Annotated in this window: 14 protein-coding genes and 1 riboswitch; of the genes, 1 reads left to right on the forward strand and 13 read right to left on the reverse strand. The window is 64.7% G+C overall.

The window, feature by feature from the left end; genetic code table 11:
• The 13 genes from FPY90_RS04420 to rplS all read right to left on the reverse strand — a co-directional run bounded on the left by FPY90_RS04420 (nt 1) and on the right by rplS (nt 14183).
• Nucleotides 1–1179, reverse strand: coding sequence for an SH3 domain-containing protein (locus tag FPY90_RS04420; RefSeq protein ID WP_498684037.1), 1179 nt, complete (start codon nt 1177–1179; stop codon nt 1–3).
• Nucleotides 1180–1348: 169 nt separating this feature from the next.
• The gene (locus FPY90_RS04425) at nt 1349–1843 is read right to left on the reverse strand and encodes a hypothetical protein (protein ID WP_498684038.1); all 495 of its coding nucleotides are present in this window, start codon (nt 1841–1843) and stop codon (nt 1349–1351) included.
• Nucleotides 1840–2790 (reverse strand): hypothetical protein, encoded by a 951-nt coding sequence (locus tag FPY90_RS04430; protein WP_498684040.1) that lies wholly within the window; start codon nt 2788–2790, stop codon nt 1840–1842. The genes FPY90_RS04425 and FPY90_RS04430 overlap by 4 nt, the downstream gene beginning before the upstream one ends.
• Nucleotides 2791–2820: 30 nt before the next feature.
• Entirely contained in the window at nt 2821–3477 is a 657-nt protein-coding gene (locus tag FPY90_RS04435) for a hypothetical protein (protein ID WP_498684042.1), read from the reverse strand.
• A 2-nt stretch (nt 3478–3479) separates the two neighbouring features.
• Nucleotides 3480–5135, reverse strand: a complete 1656-nt coding sequence (locus FPY90_RS04440; RefSeq protein WP_498684044.1) for an SH3 domain-containing protein — start codon at nt 5133–5135, stop codon at nt 3480–3482.
• 256 nt (nt 5136–5391) lie between these two features.
• Nucleotides 5392–6363, reverse strand: a complete 972-nt coding sequence (locus tag FPY90_RS04445; RefSeq protein WP_498684045.1) for a hypothetical protein — start codon at nt 6361–6363, stop codon at nt 5392–5394.
• 159 nt (nt 6364–6522) lie between these two features.
• Nucleotides 6523–6843, reverse strand: coding sequence for a DUF2469 domain-containing protein (locus FPY90_RS04450; RefSeq protein ID WP_071215368.1), 321 nt, complete (start codon nt 6841–6843; stop codon nt 6523–6525).
• On the reverse strand, nt 6840–7580 hold the full coding sequence (rnhB, locus tag FPY90_RS04455) for a ribonuclease HII (RefSeq protein WP_498684047.1): 741 nt from the start codon (nt 7578–7580) through the stop codon (nt 6840–6842). Before rnhB ends, FPY90_RS04450 begins: the two co-directional genes overlap by 4 nt.
• Entirely contained in the window at nt 7577–8293 is a 717-nt protein-coding gene (gene lepB, locus FPY90_RS04460; RefSeq protein WP_498684048.1) for a signal peptidase I, read from the reverse strand. The genes rnhB and lepB (FPY90_RS04460) overlap by 4 nt, the downstream gene beginning before the upstream one ends.
• Before the next feature lie 184 nt (nt 8294–8477).
• Complete coding sequence (locus tag FPY90_RS04465) at nt 8478–9038, reverse strand: hypothetical protein (protein WP_498684049.1); 561 nt, start codon at nt 9036–9038, stop codon at nt 8478–8480.
• 161 nt (nt 9039–9199) lie between these two features.
• Nucleotides 9200–12286: a S1 family peptidase gene (locus FPY90_RS04470; RefSeq protein ID WP_498684050.1), complete on the reverse strand. Its 3087-nt coding sequence runs from the start codon at nt 12284–12286 to the stop codon at nt 9200–9202.
• 820 nt (nt 12287–13106) lie between these two features.
• Complete coding sequence (gene lepB / locus FPY90_RS04475) at nt 13107–13766, reverse strand: signal peptidase I (RefSeq protein WP_498685508.1); 660 nt, start codon at nt 13764–13766, stop codon at nt 13107–13109.
• A 57-nt stretch (nt 13767–13823) separates the two neighbouring features.
• Nucleotides 13824–14183, reverse strand: a complete 360-nt coding sequence (gene rplS / locus FPY90_RS04480) for a 50S ribosomal protein L19 (RefSeq protein WP_071215362.1) — start codon at nt 14181–14183, stop codon at nt 13824–13826.
• 507 nt (nt 14184–14690) lie between these two features.
• Nucleotides 14691–14798, forward strand: a riboswitch (TPP riboswitch).
• Nucleotides 14799–14810: 12 nt separating this feature from the next.
• Between rplS and thiC the strand changes: the two genes are divergently transcribed.
• Nucleotides 14811–16595, forward strand: coding sequence for a phosphomethylpyrimidine synthase ThiC (gene thiC / locus FPY90_RS04485; protein ID WP_498685510.1), 1785 nt, complete (start codon nt 14811–14813; stop codon nt 16593–16595).
• Nucleotides 16596–16619 lie beyond the last annotated feature (24 nt).

Consider the following 16619-nt stretch of genomic DNA (forward strand, 5'->3'; position numbering starts at 1 on the left):
TCAGTACCTCGACAGGTAGTCGCCGGAGACCACGCGGATCCCGTGCATGGACAGGTACTTGCTGATCTTGGAGCCCCCCACGTAGGCCCAGGAGATCTTGCCGTCCCGGTCGGTGACGAGCTTGCGGTTGTAGTTCTGGTCGGCCAACGGCTTGGTCGCGTCGAAGCGTTCCCACTTGTCCAGGTTTGCCAGGGTGGAACGGTAGTGCCCGGATTTGATGTCCATGCGTTCGACCACCACCGTGCGGGACCTGGAGGAGGAGGGCGTGATGAAGGACCACCACGTCTGGTGGGGCTTGAGGTACATGTTGTAGTACGCCAGCTTGGTCTTGGTTTGCTTCGTGGTCCGGCCCGAGAGGATGTGGTGGGCGGATTGGCCCTTGCGCAGGGTTCCGTAGACGACAACGGAGTGCTGGGGATGCTTGTCGAGGTACTTGTTGGAGATCCAGCCGGTGCCCTTGGAGGTCTTGGCCTTCGACCAGCCGCCCGAGGTCCTCACGTAGGTGACGCGCGTATTTGTCGGTACGACCCCCAGCGAACCGTGCCTGGTGCTGTTTCCCTTGCGGACGTTGACGTTTGCCGTGGTCCAGCGGTAGGTGGGCTTGGCGGCCGCCGCGTTCTTCAGGTAGGCCGAGGCCACCCAGCCGGTCCTGCCCTTGTAGCTGGTCCGGCTCCAGGACCCGCTGGTCGAGGTGACCACCAGCGTGGTATTGCGCGGGATTGTGAGCAGGACCTTGGTGCCGGTGCTCTTGCCCCGGCGCAGGTTCAGGTTGTAGGTGGTTCTCTTGCGCGTGGACTTGGCAGGTGCCTTGGCGTCCGCCGCCTTCTTCAGGTAGGCCGAAGCCACCCAGCCGGTCCTGCCCTTGTAGCTGGTCCGGCTCCACGACCCGCTGGTCGAGGTGACCACCAGCGTGGTGTTGCGCGGGATGGTGACCAGGACCTTGGTGCCGGCGCTCTTGCCCCGGCGCAGGTTCAGGTTGTGGGTCGTGGTCTTCTGCTGGTTCGCGGCCTGTGCCGCGATGGCAGCCACGCCGGCTCCGGGTGGCAGGGAGCGCGTGGACGAATCCAGGGTGGTTGCCGCGGCCGGGGCAGAGTGTGCCGGGGGCGTGGCAAGGCCGGTGGTTCCCCCGGTCACCGCGACGGCGAGGGCTATGGCCGTGCCCAATGTGTACCTGTGCAATCGAAACACCTCGTTGGTTGTGGTTCCGGTGCGCCGAGTCAAGGCGACCGGGTGTTGCCTGTATCGAGGTAGTGTCCAGCCGGGGTGGAAAGGTGACGCGGGAACATCCAGGGTTTTCTGGCGGTTGTCTCGGGCCGCCGGGTGCAGGGACAACGCTGCGAAGCCGGACTCAGCCGCTGGGGAAACCGAGCCCGGAGGTACCGGCGGAATGGACCTGTGCCTGGGCCGCCCGCAGAAGGTGCCCGTCGATCCCGAAGTCGACCTCGCGCGGGAGGCCGGTCCCGCACAGGCACAGCGCCAGGGGCGCCGTTCCGAAGCTGCCCGGCACCCAGTGCCCAAGGCGGGCGTAGCTTCCGCTGCGGTCCTCGGCGGATTCGCCGGCGAGCAGGCCGAGGACCGTTTCGGTCCCGTCGAGGTCGATGGACACCAGTTCCCCTTCCCCTGCCGCGTAGGAGTCCGACAGCGCCCGGAGGTAGGCAAGTTGCTCCTCGGCGGGCAGCCGGTGGAATACCCGGTCCAGGACCAGCACGGCGCCGGTGCAGTGGACGCGGGCCTCGCGCAGGGACAGCCGGTGCCGCTGGTCTTGGTGCAGCACCCGGTTGAAGGCGAGCACGTAGGGCACCTCGGTTTCGGGGACGGCATCGTTCGGGGTTCCGGAGCTCAAGTACCCGGCTCCCGGTGGCCGAAGGTGCGGATGCGTTGTGCCGCCTCGCGCAGCACGGAGGTGTCCAACCGGAACCGGACCTCCAGCGGCTCGGCAGTGCCGTCGGGCCCGATCGCGTCGTGGACGGTGAGGGTCCCGGCGAGCTCCTCGGCTTCCGGTGCGGGATGGATCCAGAATTGGTGGTTCAGCGTGTAGCAGTGCGGCCCCACGTTCCCGTCTGCCCGGTGTGGCGCACAGGGCTGTGGCGCGCCGGTTTCCGCATCGCGAAGCTCCAGGGAGAGCTCGACGTTCCCGTGCTGTTCGTTGCTGCGCCGGAACCAGATCAATCCGTCTTCGCGCACCCCGCGCACAACGACGCAGTCGACCATCAGCAGCACCCCGTTGCCGAAGACCTGCGCGGTGTCCAGCCGCAGGAACTGGGCCGGTGTTTGGTGGATGACTTGGTCCAGGACCACGGTGGCCCCGAGCTCGGTGGGGCGCGGCCAATGCGTGTCGTCGGCATCCCCGGTGGACTCGTTGGCCGCAACAAGTTCCGCCCAGTGATCCGGGGCGGTTAGCTCGTCCGAACCGGACCGATCCGGCGGCACCTCGGGCAGGCCCTCGCCGGTGTACACCTCGTGCGCGACCAGGAGTTCGGCCAGCGCCGCGTGGACGCCCCCGGAGGCCGTGAACAGCTTGTGGGCGGTCTCCGGCCGGCGCAGGGCATCGGAGATCCGTCCCTGACGATCATCCAGTGCGTGGGCGTAGGCCAGCAGTGCGGCGTTCAGCGCGGGGATGGAGGCATCGAAGGCACGCTTGCCGACCTCGGGATCGTGTTCGACCTCGCCGAGTTCGAGCGACAGCGAGCTGTCATAGGCGTGGCCAGCGGTGAGGAATCCGAAGTCCTCGACTTCCGGTTCTTCCCTGTTTGGGTCCTCGGGGTCGGGCGTGCCTGGCTGCTCGCCCATGTTCGTGGGGGCTCCTTCGTGGGTTCCGGGCTATCCTCCGTAGGGCCAGGACCAGCCGCCGTTGTCCTCGGGGTCGTAGGCCACCTTGCCCGTGGTCGCGTCCACGTCCAGGACGACCTTGCCGGTGACGCTTTGGCCGGGGTTGACCACCGGCGGCAACAGCACCGAGTCGTCGAAGCAGCCCCAGGCCGTCTCCGAGGTGACGTTGCGGTCCGGCGTCCCGCTGGAGGTGGTCACTGAGAACGCCTCGGCCACCAGCGGCATGAACAGGTCCCGGGTGCTGCCGCCGACCTGCTCGGAGACCGAGGCGGCCAGGGTGGCCTTGACATCCAGGACCAGGAACCTGGAGCGGGTCGGTGCCAGCTGCTGGTTGCCCACGCGCGAGGTGCACCGGTTCAGCAGCTGCGTCTTGGTAACCTCGATGGTGAAGTAGCTCTTGTTGGTCTGCTCATCGACCAGGCCGGCCTTTTCGCCGATCTTCTTCTGCACGTTGTCGAACCTGTCGGTTTTCACCGCGGTGCCGGTGGACGGATTGGCCTCGGCAATCGCGGGGCCCGCCACCAGGTCGCCGGGAAGCTTCCATTCGTTGCTGCTGGCGGCACCGGCGAACCCGATGCCCCAGGCCACCAACCCCACGACCGCGGCGGATGAGACGACGCCGGTGATGATCTTGCCCTGCTTCTTCATGCTCAGAACCTCTTCAGGTAGTCGCCGGAAGTCACACGGATTCCGTTTTTGGTCAGGTAGGCCCCGATCTTCTTCGAGCCCAGGTAGGCCCAGGACCTGTGGCCGTCCCTGTCGGTGACCAGCACGCGGTTGTAGTTCTGGTCGGCCAGCGGCTTGTTGGGGTTGAAACGCTCCCACTTGTCCATGTTCACCACGGTCGCCCGGTAGCTGGCTGGCTTGATCTCCATCCGCTCGACAACCACCTTGTCAGCGGCGCTCTTGCTGGGGATGACGTAGGAGAGCCAGGTCTTGTTCGGCTGCAGGTACATGCGGTGCGAGGCGATCGTGGTCTTGGTTTCCTTCGAGGTCTTGCCCTTGAGGATGTAGTACGCCGACTGTCCCTTGCGCAGGGTTCCGTAGACGGCGAAGGAGTGCTGGCCTTCCTTGTCCAGATATTGGTTGGAGATCCAGCCGGTGCCCTTGGATGAGACCACGTTCGACCAGCCGTTGGCGGTCTTGAGGTAGGTGACGCGCTCGTTGGCCGGGACCTTGCCCAGGGACTTGTGCGAGGTGCCCGACCCCTTGCGGATGTTGACCGTTGCCGTGGTCCAGCGGTAGGTCGCCTTCGGTGCCGGGGGCTTGGCGGTGGTGGGGCCGATGGTGCTGGTGGACAGCGTGGAGGTCGGCACCCAGCCGTTGCCGTTGCCAGTCCGGATCCCGGTCCAGCCGCCGCTGGTGCGCAGCCACTCGACCTTGGCGCCCTTTTTCATCGAGGTGACCTTGGCGGACTTGTTGTTGGTGCCCGCGTACACGGCCTGCGTCGATTTCAGCCAGCGGTGCACGATGGCGGGATTGGTCTTGGACAGGTGGGCGGACTCGATGTAGCCGGTCTTTCCCGACACCTTGACCTTGCTCCAGGACCCGGAGGCCGCGAGGTACTCGACCTTGGCACGGCGCTGGTAGACCCCCAGCGATGCGCTGGTCTTCGATGCGCCCTGGCGCAGCGTGGTGAACCCGGTGGTGTAGCGGTGCGTGGCGGCCTGTGGCTTGGGTGCCGGCTTCTTGGCCGCGGGGGCGTTCTTGAGGTAGCTGGAGGCCACCCAGCCGGTCTTGCCCTTGTACTTGGTCTTGCTCCAGGTGCCGCTGGTTGCGGTGACGGTGATGGTGGTGTTCTTCGGGATGGTCGCCAACGCCTTGGTCTTGGTGCTCTTTCCCTGGCGCAGGTTGAGGTTGTTCTTGGTGATCTTTTGGGCGGAGGGCTTGGCTTTTGCCTGGGGACCGGACTTCTGGGGTGCCGGCTGCTTCGCGGCCGGTGCGTTCTTCAGGTACCGGGAGGCGACCCAACCGGTCTTGCCCTTGTACTTGGTCTTGCTCCAGGTGCCGATGGTCTCGGTGACGGTCAGAGCGGCGTTCTTCGGGATCACCAGCAGGACCTTGGCCTTGGCGCTGCGCGACTTGCGCAGGTTCAGGTTGTTGGTGGTGGCCTTCTTCAGGTTCACCTTTTTCGCGGCGATGCCCAGTGGCACACTGCCCATCGGTTCCAGCAGCCCCGGCATGGCCCACGACGTTGTTGCTGCCGGAGCGAGGATCTGGCTGGTCGCCGGAGACATGAAACCGGTGCTGCTTCCCGTCACGGCGATGGCCAGTGCCAGCACGGCGGCGATTCTTTTCTTTTGCACTCGGATCCCCCATTGGTCCTGTTTTGCCCGATGCCGTGCACGGCCGCGGTGGCGGCCCCGGCGACGGCACATGATCAACCATACGTGCGACGAATGGACGATCTGCATTTGCACGCGATCGTTACGGATCAATGTACTGACTTTTGCGACGCGTTGGTAGTGGCCAGAAGCGCCAAGGCAAGTTGTGAAGTTCTGCCATCAACTGTGCGGAATACCGGCACGCCCGGCGCAGCGGCGGGCTGCCGGGCCGCCGCCTTCAGGCTCCCGTGGCGTGGTTCCCGAACCTGCGGATGCCGGTCACCGACTCGCGCAACACCGCGGTGTCCAACTCGAACCCGATGGCCAGCGGCTCGGTGCGCCCCTCCGCGGTGGGCGCGCCGTTGACCGTGAACGTTCCGGCGAGCAGGTCGGCATCCAGGGCGCGCGAAACCCAGAAGCGGTGGACCAGCCGGTAGCACCCGCTCTCCACGTTCCCCTCGCCCCCGTGCACCTCGGCGGGGTAGCGGGTCCCGGTGCCGGGGTCCCCCAGCTCCAGCCCGAGTTCGACCGCACCGAGAGTCTCGTGGCTCCGTCGGTGCCAGCTCAGGGCGTCCTCGTGGGCCCCGCGCAGGTTCAGGTAGTCGAAGGACAACAGCACCCCGGTGCTGTGCACCGTCGCGGTTCCCAGATGCAGCACTTCGTGCGCGTCGTGGTGCAGCACCCTGCCCAGGGGCACCGTGGCGCCCACTTCGTCGAGCCGCGGCCCGAAGCGTTCCTCCTCCTGGTCCCGGGTGAGCTCGTCTGCTTCCAGCATCCGGGCCCAGTCCTCCGGGTCCCCCGGGTCGAACGGCACCTCGCGATACAGCGGGCCTTCCAGGAACGAGTGGCCCGTCCAGGCCCGGTGCCCCAGGCCCAGGTCCTCGAGTGCGTCGTGCACCGCGTCGGAGGCGGCCAGCAACTCGGTGTCTTCATGCTCCGGGCCAAGGGCGGCGTCGAAGTCCGGCTCGCGGGTCCCCAGCACCTGCAGGTAACCGTGCAGCGCTGTGTTCAGGCCTGAGATCGCGGATTCGAAGGCATGCTTGCCAGCCCGGGCGTCCGGGGCCCTGTCATCGAATTCAAAGGACAAGGCGCTAAGGAAGGGTAGGCCGTTCCGGGTGCCGCCCGACATCCTGCCGAAGGAAACCGTCCCGGCCTCCTGCTCCGGCGTGTTTTCCCCGTCGGGATCCCCGTGGCCTGGGCGTTCGCTCATCGTTTTTGCGTCCTTCCGGGGTCCGGAACACTGTTTTGCCCGATCCTAACAGCGATGCCGCCGGATCCCGGGCGCCACCGCCGCAGGCCAGACATGGCACTGCCCCCGGGTCCGGGCACGAATCGCGTGCGCGGCATCGGGGGCAGGCGGCGAAGCGGCCTAGTTCAGCCCGTCCTTGGGAATGGAGAGGTCATCGACGCGGTTCAGTTCCTCGATGTTCACGTCCTTGAAGGTCACGATGCGCACCGACTGCACGAAGCGGCCGGTGCGGTAGACATCCCAGACCCAGGCGTCGGTGAGCGTGAGGTCGAAGAAGACCTCGCCGTCGGCCGAGCGGGTCTTGAGGTCCACGTTGTTGGCCAGGTAAAAACGCCGCTCGGTTTCCACGACGTAATTGAAGAGGTTCGCCACGTCCTTGTATTCGCGGTAAAGCTGCAGCTCGAGTTCCGCTTCGTAGTTTTCCAGGTCTTCGGCACTCATGGTGTTCTCCCCTCGCCCTTCGCCTTGGTGGTAGGTCCCGGCGGCTTGGGTGTCAGCTGCCAGGTCTTGCGGTGGTACTCGCTCGCGCCGTGCGCGAGGATGCCCGCCCGGTGGGCGGCGGTGCCATACCCCTTGTTCTGTATCCAACCGTACGCCGGGTAATCGCGATCGTAACCATCCATGAGGTCGTCACGTTCGACTTTGGCCAAAATGGAGGCCGCGGCGATGGACAGCGCCAGCAGGTCGCCCTTGACCAAGGTGCGGACGGGGATCAGCAGCCCGTCGATGTCCGCCGGTTTCCCGAACCCGGGCACCAGGGAATCGAGCAGCGTGGGTTGGACGGTAGCCGAGAGCCAGTCGAGGTTGCCGTCCAGCAGCACCGCGTCGGCCTGCTGCACCCGGTGCGCCGCGATGGCGGCGCGGTGGCCGGCCAGCCGCAGCGCAGGCACCAGGCCCAGGGCGTCGATTTCCGCGGCGCTGGCGTGCCCCACGCCCCAGGCCGCGGCCCAGGACTTGATCGCCGGGGCCAGTTCGTGGCGCACGGCGTCGGAGAGCAGCTTCGAATCCCGCACCCGGGGCAGTTCGGGAACCGCCGCGGGGTCGATCACGACGTAGCCCACGGACACCGGTCCGGCCAGCGAACCGCGTCCCACCTCGTCGGCGGCGCCGATGAAGCGGTGGCCGCCGGCGGCCGCCAGGGCCAGTTCGTGTTGCAGGGTCGGTGCCACCGAGCTCATTTGCTGGCCGGGGCCGGGACGTTGGCGAAGACCTCGTGGTGCCCGGAGATCGAACCGAGGCGGCCCAGAGGCCAGGAAATCACCGCGGCCCGGCCCTCGACGGAGGAGATATCCACGAAGCCGCCCTGCAGCTCCTCGTGGTAGCGGGAGTCCGCGGAGGCCGCGCGGTGGTCCCCCATGACCCAGAGCTTGCCCTCGGGCACGGTCTTGGTGAATTCGGAGTCCGAGGGGTTGTCGCCCGGGAAGATGTAGGGCTCGGTGATGGCCGTGCCGTTGACGGTCAGCTTGCCGTCGGCGGAGCAGCAGGCCACGGTGTCCCCCGGCATGCCGATGATCCGCTTGATCAGGTGCTGATTGGACGGGTCCGGCACGAGGCCGACGAAGGTGAAGAATTCGGTCACCGGGTTGGTGGCCGTGGCGGGGATCGGAGGCAGCCAGCCCTCCTCGTCGCGGAAGACCACCACATCGCCGCGGTTGAGCTCGAAGGGGCCAGGCGCCATGAGGTTGGCAAAGATGCGGTCGTTGACCTGCAGCGTTTCTTCCATCGATCCCGAGGGGATGTAGAAAGCACGGAAGAAGAACGTCTTGACGACCAGTGAGATCACCAGGGCGACCACGACGATGATCAGGACCTCGCGGACCGCTGCCCATACGGGATTTCTTTTCTTGCCCGGTTGCTCCGGTGTTGCGGCTGGGTCGCTGGCGTGGCTCACGTGGGTGCAGGCCCTTTCAAGTTCTTGTCTCTGGCAATGCGGGCCGCACCCGCACCCGCCCGCCCCTTCGGGCAGGCGGAAACGAATCACGATCCTTCAGCTACCACCCTACGTCGCACGGCCAGTGGGAGCCGTATGGCGCGCCTGCGGATGCCGCAAGGCGCGCCACACACCATGGTGCGGTCTAGCTGGTGCTCGCAGCCGGGGAAGCCGGACCGGCCGATTCCTCGAAGACCAGCGAGATGCCGCCGGTGACGTCGGCGGAGGCCAGGCCCTTCTTGACGGTTTCAAGCTGGGCCGGGTCCACGGCCAGGGTGATCGATCCGTTGCGCCCGGAGGGGACGTAGCGGTGGATGGCGGTGGCGACGGCTCCGCCCTGCTCGCGCTGCCAGGCCATGATCTTGCCGATCGCGGCGTCGAGTTCGGCCGCGTTGTACTTGGCCAGGTGCGCCACCGCGCCGGCCTCGGTGACGGTGGCCTCGGCGGCCTTGTCGGTGACCGCCACGTGCAGCTTGTCCTCGGCGATCCATGCCTCGGAGTACTTGTCCCCCAGGGTGTCCTTGAGGGTTTCATTGAGTTGGAGCAATTGGGGGTCCTGGCTCTGCTCGGGCGCGCTGCTGACGGATGTCGAAGCTGTCGGGTCGGACGAAGCCGGGGATCCGGCCTCGGATCCGCAGGCCGAAAGCAGCAGCGCCGCGGCCAATGCGGCCCCGCCCAGGGCAACGCGTGTCGTGGGGTTCTTCATGTGTGATGACCACCTTCTTCTTCGGGCCGAGTCTAGGGGCCCATCTGGGGTGTTTGCTGACAGGCTCGTGGGAAAAGCGGAGGGGGCCTCCCAGGGAATTGCAAGCAATTCCGCGAAAGGCCCCCGCGCTCATGGGTTCCGGCTAGCCGAGAACCGCATGGTTAGGCACCGTGGTGCCCCTTGGTGTTCTTGCGGCGGAAGAGCAGGAACGCTCCGCCTGCGACCAGCAGGACGCCGCCGGTGGCGATGAACGGCAGTGCGGCGTTCGGGCCGGTGTTGGCCAACGGGTCGCTGTCGTTGTCATCGTCGTTGGTGTTGCCCTGCGGGGCCACCGGTGCCTTGGAAGGCTCCGGATCCTGGCTTGGCTTCGGCGACGCGGTCGGGGCCTCGGAAGGCTCCGGCGACGCCGTTGGCTCCTCGGTCGGTTCCGGCTTCGGCTCGGCAGCCAGGGTGAAGGAGATCGATGCGGATGCCGAGGCAACCTCGTCGATAACCTGCACGGCGGTGACCTTGTGGTCGCCGGACTTGAGGTCGGCCGGAACCAGGACGGTCCAGGCGCCGTCGGCAACCGTTGCGGTGAGCTCGGTGTCGCCGATGGTCACCTTGATGATGGCACCGTTGATGCCGAAGCCGCTGACGGTCTTCGGGGCCTCGTCGAAGGCGAACTTCTGGCCGTCTTCAGGGGATTCGATCGACGGGGCGACCGGGACGACCTTGAAGCTGGACTTGGCGGCGGCCGAGGTGGTTTCCCCGACGCTCTGCACGGCGGTGACGCTGTGCGACCCGTAGGACAGGGCAGCATCGTCTTCCAGCGTGAATCTCCACTTGCCGTCGTTGCCGACGGTGACCAGCTGCGTGGCAGCCGCGGAGGCCTGCTCGGCATCGGGCAGGGTCAACTTGACCTCGGCACCGGCGACGCCGGTACCGGCAATCGCCTTCTGTGCCTCGGTGTAGGTCTTGCCGTTGGCCGGGGTGGTGATGGCCGGGGCGTCAAGCTGGATCTTGAAGGCGCTGGAAACTGCCTTGGAGGTCTGGCCGTCGCGCGCCTGGGTGGCGGAAATCGAGTAGTCGCCGTATGACAGTGCCTCGGTGAGCTTGACGCTCCAGCTGCCGTCGGCTGCGACCTTGGCGGTGCCGGTGGCATCGCCGGTGAGGGTCACGGTGGCTCCGGCAACACCGGTGCCCGAGATGGTGGACACCGGTGCGTTGAGCGTGGCGTCGTTCTTCGGGGTGGTGATCGCCGGGGCGCCGATGACGACGTTGAACGATCCTGCGGTGGTCTCGGACTCGTTGAAGCCGTTGATCGTCTGCAGGGTGAAGTCGAACTTGCCGAACGTGGAAGGTGCCTTGAAGCTGAACTTGCCGTTGGCAACCTTGGCCTTGGCGATTTCCTTGCCGCCCGAAACAACCTTGACGGTCGAGCCGGATGGTGCGCTTGCCACGGTGCCGTTGAGGGTTTCACCCGCCGAGACGTTCGAGCCGTTTGCCGGGGTGGCGATGGCGGGGGCGTTCAATGACAACGCGATGGAGTAGCCGGCGGTGTGCGCAAGTCCGTCCTTGATATCGGTGAAGTATGCACGTCCCCCGTCATATGGGGAGACAGCGCTGGTTATACCGACTGCCTTGTTGCCCGCGATAACGGATCCGCCCGAGTCACCCTGGAAAGCCTTTTCGCTTCCACCTGGGTTCACCATGCCAAAACCACGAACACCGCGAACATCATTGTTGAATCCACCCACTAGGAAGATTCCGACTTCGTCCACAGTTCCGCACGTCCACCCGGTAGTACGGCCAGACTTGCAAATATTTGTCCCGTCGACAGCCGTTGACACTCCGGTTACCCTGGTGCCGGAATCCCGTTCGTCAGCACCCTTCCAGTCGGAAACCATGGCCTTCAGGTTCAGATCCTTATTGATCTTGTCGATGACCGAGATATCGGTACCGACATTGCCCGGATCCTGTGCCTGTGGATCATTAACCGGTGAGTCATCGACACCGCCGAACTGCGAAAAACCGAATGTGCCAAGGTCAGCACCAACCGCGATCGGATTGTTCTTTCCGTCGTGTTCAATGATCTTCACATCGGTGATTTCACCGTCGTGGCTGCAGTGACCGGCGGAAATAACTGCCGGCGCACCGGCTGCGTTGAACCCATTGAACCCGATTGAGCACAAAGAAACCTCAGTCGGGCTCGTTTGCGCTCCATAGCCCATGCCGCCCAACACGTCGTTGTCTGCAGCAGCCTTTGCCGGACCTTCTGCGCTCTCGATGGTGACCTTGGTGTACTTCGATGCGAATTGCTCCGGTGTGAGCTTCGCATTCTTGAACTGAACATCCTCGGCGCCAGCGCTTTCCTTCGCCTTGCGGTCATCCAGCTTCGCAGCACCACCGGTCCGGATGACGTAATTGCCGTCGCCGTCCTTCATGATTGCCTGAAGTTTCGAAACTGTCTTTGAATCGACGCTGTCTACGTAGGCCTGAAAGAGGGATTCCGCACTCTTCGGCCTGACCTTTGCCTCCGTTTTAGGCAAGACCGGCTCAACGGTCTCCTGGTACTTAGGCGTCTCAGCAACTTCTTTTTTCATCTGAGACTGAACATCGCTGGTTTCGGGAGCGCCCGTGGCGTCGACCTTTTCGGGAGCCACGGATGCTTCGATCTCGGGTTCGGCCACGATGTTGAGTTCAACGTCGGTGCCCTCGGTCAGCTCGTCGAGCTTCTCGGTGACGTTCTTGAGCGACGATGCCGCCACGGTGACGTTGATCTTGTTCTCAGCAATTGCAAAGTCAGCAACAAGCTTTGACTGCTTCAATTCCTTGGTGAGCGAATCAACAACCGCGCTCAGCTCACCGTTCTTGTAGAACTCTTCGATGGTGATGCCGAGATCGCGTTCAACGGCTTCCTCCAGACCGTCTGGCAGCGCGGCCTGATTCGCATCCGTTGACGCTTCGGTGGTGGGTGCCGCCGAAGTTTCCGTGGATACAGGTTCGGGGCTTGCCGTGGTGGTGGCGATTGCCGGCGCAGCGAAGCTGCTGCCGATCACCAACGCCGTGGTCGCGGCAGCGATGCTGCCCCGCTTTAGTAGAGCACGTGATGAATCGTGCATATGGAATTCTCCCAATTCAAGGTGTGGTACCTCGCTTTTGTGTGCGCCGCGTCTGTCGTTGGGGACATCCGATTGGGCAAACCGCGAGCAATGAGTGTTACCAAAATGAAACCCTAACCTGTGTAGATATCCGGATACAAACATCAGTGGACCCAATATCCACTTGCTGGATAAATTGACGCGTCAACCAGTTGGGGTGAATTCCGCGTAATTCCGGGGGCAGAGCGGGAAGCGTTCTTACTCGCCCTCCACGACACGCCCGAACCAAAATTCCCACGTCCACTCACGTAATTTTCTCAAGATTCCCAGCTTTTGCGCAGATTGATGTGCGTCAACCGCCACGCTAGGCTCGGATCCGGATCCGCGAGCAGCGCCCCGCCGGTTTTAAACATTAAATTTAGTTACTTGAATGTCCAACCAAACCACGCGCAGCCATTCGACCAGTTTTCATACCTAGCGAGGACGTTTCCCGGGTCTGTGTACCGCCTCCCGGGACGAGCCAAAGGCGTGTCGACAACTACGTGAAATGTCGTGTTATGCAGCTGCTTCGCCCCCCGGTCATCCACCACAAGTAGATGGGCCGTGTTGCCAAGGGTCCCGCGAGGAGCACTTCGCTTGCGAATGATTACGCTCGATCGCCAGCGCCCCGACATTCAGCGGGCTTGATCTCACGATGGACGGAGTCCTCAAGGAATACGACCGTCTCACTACTGGACATCGGCAGAAGCAAAGCGCTTGTATCGCCGATGGCAGGGAACCAGTGTACTGTTGCATCTCGCTCGGTCGGCATGCGGAGCCCTGATCGAGCCCAGATGGCGCCCATGACTTGCGCGGTGCGCCGGCCCGCCGGAACACAATGCCCGGCGCACAATTCGGATGGACATGCTCTCAATCCCCGAGGAATTTGGCCAGCAAAAAGCCCGCCACTGCAACAGTGGCGGGCCATAGGTTACGGGGTCGCGAGCTAGCCCTCGACGGAGTGCCTCCGGTCCAGCGGCCAGATCACAGCGGTGACCTTGCCGATGACCCGGTCAACGGGAATCATGCCGCCGCCCGGTGCACCAAGAAGCGCACGCGAGTCCTCGGACACCGAACGGTGGTCCCCCATGACCCACAAGCGCCCCTCGGGGATCTTCACGTCGAATTCAAGGTCGCTTGGCTTGTTTCCGTCAAGAACGTAGGGCTCCTCCAGCGGAATGCCGTTGACGACCAGGCGCCCGTCGGGGCCGCAGCAGGCGACGGTGTCGCCGCCAACACCGATGACCCGCTTGACGTACACCGCGTCCTTGCCAGCAAGACGCAACGCCCAGGCCAGGGAATCAAGGGCCCCGGGGCGCTGGTAGGGCAGGAAGGAACCGCGGCCGTCAAAGATGACCACATCCCCGCGTTGGATCCCGGCGTCCTTGTAGGCAAGCCGATTCACCAGCAGCCCATCACCCGGGTTCAACGTGGATTCCATGGAAGTGGAACCGATGTAGAAGAAGTCAACGACGGTGGCACGAACGACCAGGGTGATCAGAGCCGCCGCTGCAAGCGCGCCAACGACAAAGCGCCAGCCCCTCGAAGGAGACCGGCGCTTTGTCGAAGCGGAAAAACTTTCCGATTCAGTAGATCGATCCACGATGGATCCCCATCCCCGCAGCCCTGGGGGCCGCGAAGATGAAGGCTCTCGCTTTTCTGGCTACTTGGCGGTCCGGAAGTCGCGCTTTTCGCGGATCTTCGCGGCCTTGCCGTGGCGATCGCGCATGTAGAACAGCTTCGCACGGCGAACGTCACCGCGGGAGACCAGTTCGATCTTTTCCAGGACCGGGGAGTGCACCGGGAAGGTACGCTCTACGCCGACACCGAAGGAGACCTTGCGAACGGTGAAGGTTTCGCCCACGCCGCGGCCCTGGCGACCAAGGACGAAGCCCTGGAAAACCTGAACACGGGTGTTCTTGCCTTCGATGATGTTGACGTGGACCTTGACGGTATCGCCCGGGCGGAAGTCGGGAACATCGTTGCGCAGCGAGGCTGCATCGACAGAGTCGAGAATATGCATGAATGCATCTCCTAAATAGACGCCGCAGGTCACCTATTTTAGACACGGACCGTAATTGTTCCCCGGGGCGCACAAGTGCGTTCGGAAAAAAGATGTGGCGGTCCGAAGCTTGGTACCGCGATCCGTTTGCGGATCGACGGCTGGTCCAACTGTTGACTCGTTCCCCCTGCGGCAGGAGCAGAACCCAGTAGACCCAAGAATCTATTTTGCCACACTCCGGGGCATGGCGCGAAGTTCCCCACCCACAGGCGGACCCGCATCGAAAGGATCTGCCCGATGATGCTCCGGGTCTGAGCAGCACCGGCAGTGTCTGCCCGGACGGGATCCCGCCGCGATCGCGGCTCCGAACGCGCCAAGGGGACCGTAAACCCGCCACGAAAAGGCCCGATTCGATCGGAACCAGTCATCGGGAACGCATTGAACAAACACCGGACCGCGCCGCCGGGCGCAACCTACCGGTGCCCAAGGTCACAAACGGTGCCGTTCCGGATCATGTGATAGTTTCGTTTTCGACCACACGGGGGCCCTTGCAAGGGCTGAGATCGAGCTGATGCAGCGAGAGACCGTTGAACCTGTCCGGGTAATGCCGGCGAAGGAAGTGAGTACTCCTTGAGCAACACCGTTTCAATGCACAGCCCTGTCCAAAACGCCGTGGAAGCAGGACAGACCCAGTCCCTGAAGTCCCACTCGCTGGCCTACATCGAGGACGACGAATCCGGGATCCGGGTTCCCGTCACGCAAATCGCGCTGGAGCCGTCCCCAGGCGGAAAGGAAAACGCCCCGCTGCAGGTCTACCGCACCGCCGGACCGGGAAGCGACCCGGTGTTTGGACTGCCGGCGTTCCGCAGCAGCTGGATCGAGGAACGGGCGGACACCCAGACCTACGCAGGGCGTGAACGGAACCTGCTCGACGACGGAAAGTCCGCGGTGCGCCGGGGCAAGGCCTCGGCCGAATGGAAGGGCAGCCGGCCGGTCCCCCGGCGCGCCGAGGCAGGGAAGCGCGTCACCCAGATGCATTACGCCCGAGCAGGGATCACCACCCCCGAGATGCGGTTCGTCGCCCTGCGCGAGAACTGCGACGTGGAACTGGTGCGCAGCGAGGTCGCCGCGGGCCGGGCGATCATCCCGGTGAACATCAACCACCCCGAGTCCGAGCCCATGATCATCGGCAAGGCGTTCCTGGTGAAGATCAATGCGAACATCGGGAACTCGGCCGTCACCAGCTCCATCGCCGAGGAGGTGGACAAGCTGCAGTGGGCCACCCAGTGGGGCGCCGACACCGTGATGGACCTTTCCACCGGAGACGACATCCACACCACCCGCGAATGGCTGATCCGCAACTCCCCCGTCCCCATCGGCACCGTGCCGATCTACCAGGCCCTGGAAAAGGTCAACGGCGAGGCCAACGCCCTGACCTGGGAAATCTTCCGCGACACCGTGATTGAGCAGTGCGAGCAGGGCGTTGACTACATGACCATCCACGCAGGGGTGCTGCTGCGCTACGTGCCGCTGTCGGCCAACCGCGTGACCGGCATCGTCTCGCGCGGCGGGGCCATCATGGCCGGCTGGTGCCTGGCCCACCACCAGGAGAACTTCCTCTACACGCACTTCGACGAGCTGTGCGAGATCTTCGCCCAATACAACGTGGCGTTCTCCCTGGGCGACGGGCTGCGCCCCGGCTCCATCGCAGACGCCAACGATGCCGCCCAGTTCGCCGAGCTCGACACCCTGGCCGAGCTGACGAAACGGGCCTGGGAATACGACGTCCAGGTCATGGTCGAGGGCCCCGGGCACATCCCCTTCCACCTGGTGCGCGAAAACGTGGAGCGCCAGCAGGAACTGTGCAACGGCGCGCCCTTCTATACCCTGGGCCCGTTGGTCACCGACATCGCCCCCGGTTACGACCACATCACCAGCGCCATCGGCGCCACCGAGATCGCCCGCTACGGCACCGCGATGCTCTGCTACGTCACGCCCAAGGAACACCTGGGGCTGCCGAACAAGGACGACGTGAAGACCGGGGTGATCACCTACAAGATCGCCGCCCATGCAGCGGACCTGGCCAAGGGGCACCCGGGAGCCTCCGAGCGGGACGACGCCCTGTCCAAGGCGCGCTTCGAGTTCCGCTGGCGCGACCAGTTCGCCCTGTCGCTGGACCCGGTCACCGCCGAGTCCTTCCACGACGAGACGCTGCCGGCCGAGCCGGCGAAGACCGCGCATTTCTGTTCCATGTGCGGGCCGAAGTTCTGTTCCATGCGGATCAGCCAGGACATCCGCGACGAATACGGCTCGGCCGACTCGCAGGCGGCCATCGCGGAAATGGTCAGCGGGATGCGGGATAAGAGCCAGGAGTTCCTGGCCTCCGGCGGCAAGGTCTACCTGCCCGAGCCCGGGATGCCCGCCAGGGCGTAGCGGCCTGCTGCCGGTCTAGCGCCG

The organism is Arthrobacter sp. C2 (genome assembly GCA_024207135.1).
Lineage (GTDB): Bacteria > Actinomycetota > Actinomycetes > Actinomycetales > Micrococcaceae > Paeniglutamicibacter.

Excerpts from the sequence above, each read along its gene's own strand:
- FPY90_RS04465 (WP_498684049.1), bottom strand. The coding sequence starts at position 9,038 with ATGAAGAACCCCACGACACGCGTTGCCCTGGGCGGGGCCGCATTGGCC.
- thiC (WP_498685510.1), top strand. The coding sequence starts at position 14,811 with ATGCACAGCCCTGTCCAAAACGCCGTGGAAGCAGGACAGACCCAGTCC.
- FPY90_RS04435 (WP_498684042.1), bottom strand. The coding sequence starts at position 3,477 with ATGAAGAAGCAGGGCAAGATCATCACCGGCGTCGTCTCATCCGCCGCG.
- FPY90_RS04430 (WP_498684040.1), bottom strand. The coding sequence starts at position 2,790 with ATGGGCGAGCAGCCAGGCACGCCCGACCCCGAGGACCCAAACAGGGAA.
- FPY90_RS04445 (WP_498684045.1), bottom strand. The coding sequence starts at position 6,363 with ATGAGCGAACGCCCAGGCCACGGGGATCCCGACGGGGAAAACACGCCG.
- rnhB (WP_498684047.1), bottom strand. The coding sequence starts at position 7,580 with ATGAGCTCGGTGGCACCGACCCTGCAACACGAACTGGCCCTGGCGGCC.
- FPY90_RS04470 (WP_498684050.1), bottom strand. The coding sequence starts at position 12,286 with ATGTTTGTATCCGGATATCTACACAGGTTAGGGTTTCATTTTGGTAAC.
- FPY90_RS04450 (WP_071215368.1), bottom strand. The coding sequence starts at position 6,843 with ATGAGTGCCGAAGACCTGGAAAACTACGAAGCGGAACTCGAGCTGCAG.
- rplS (WP_071215362.1), bottom strand. The coding sequence starts at position 14,183 with ATGCATATTCTCGACTCTGTCGATGCAGCCTCGCTGCGCAACGATGTT.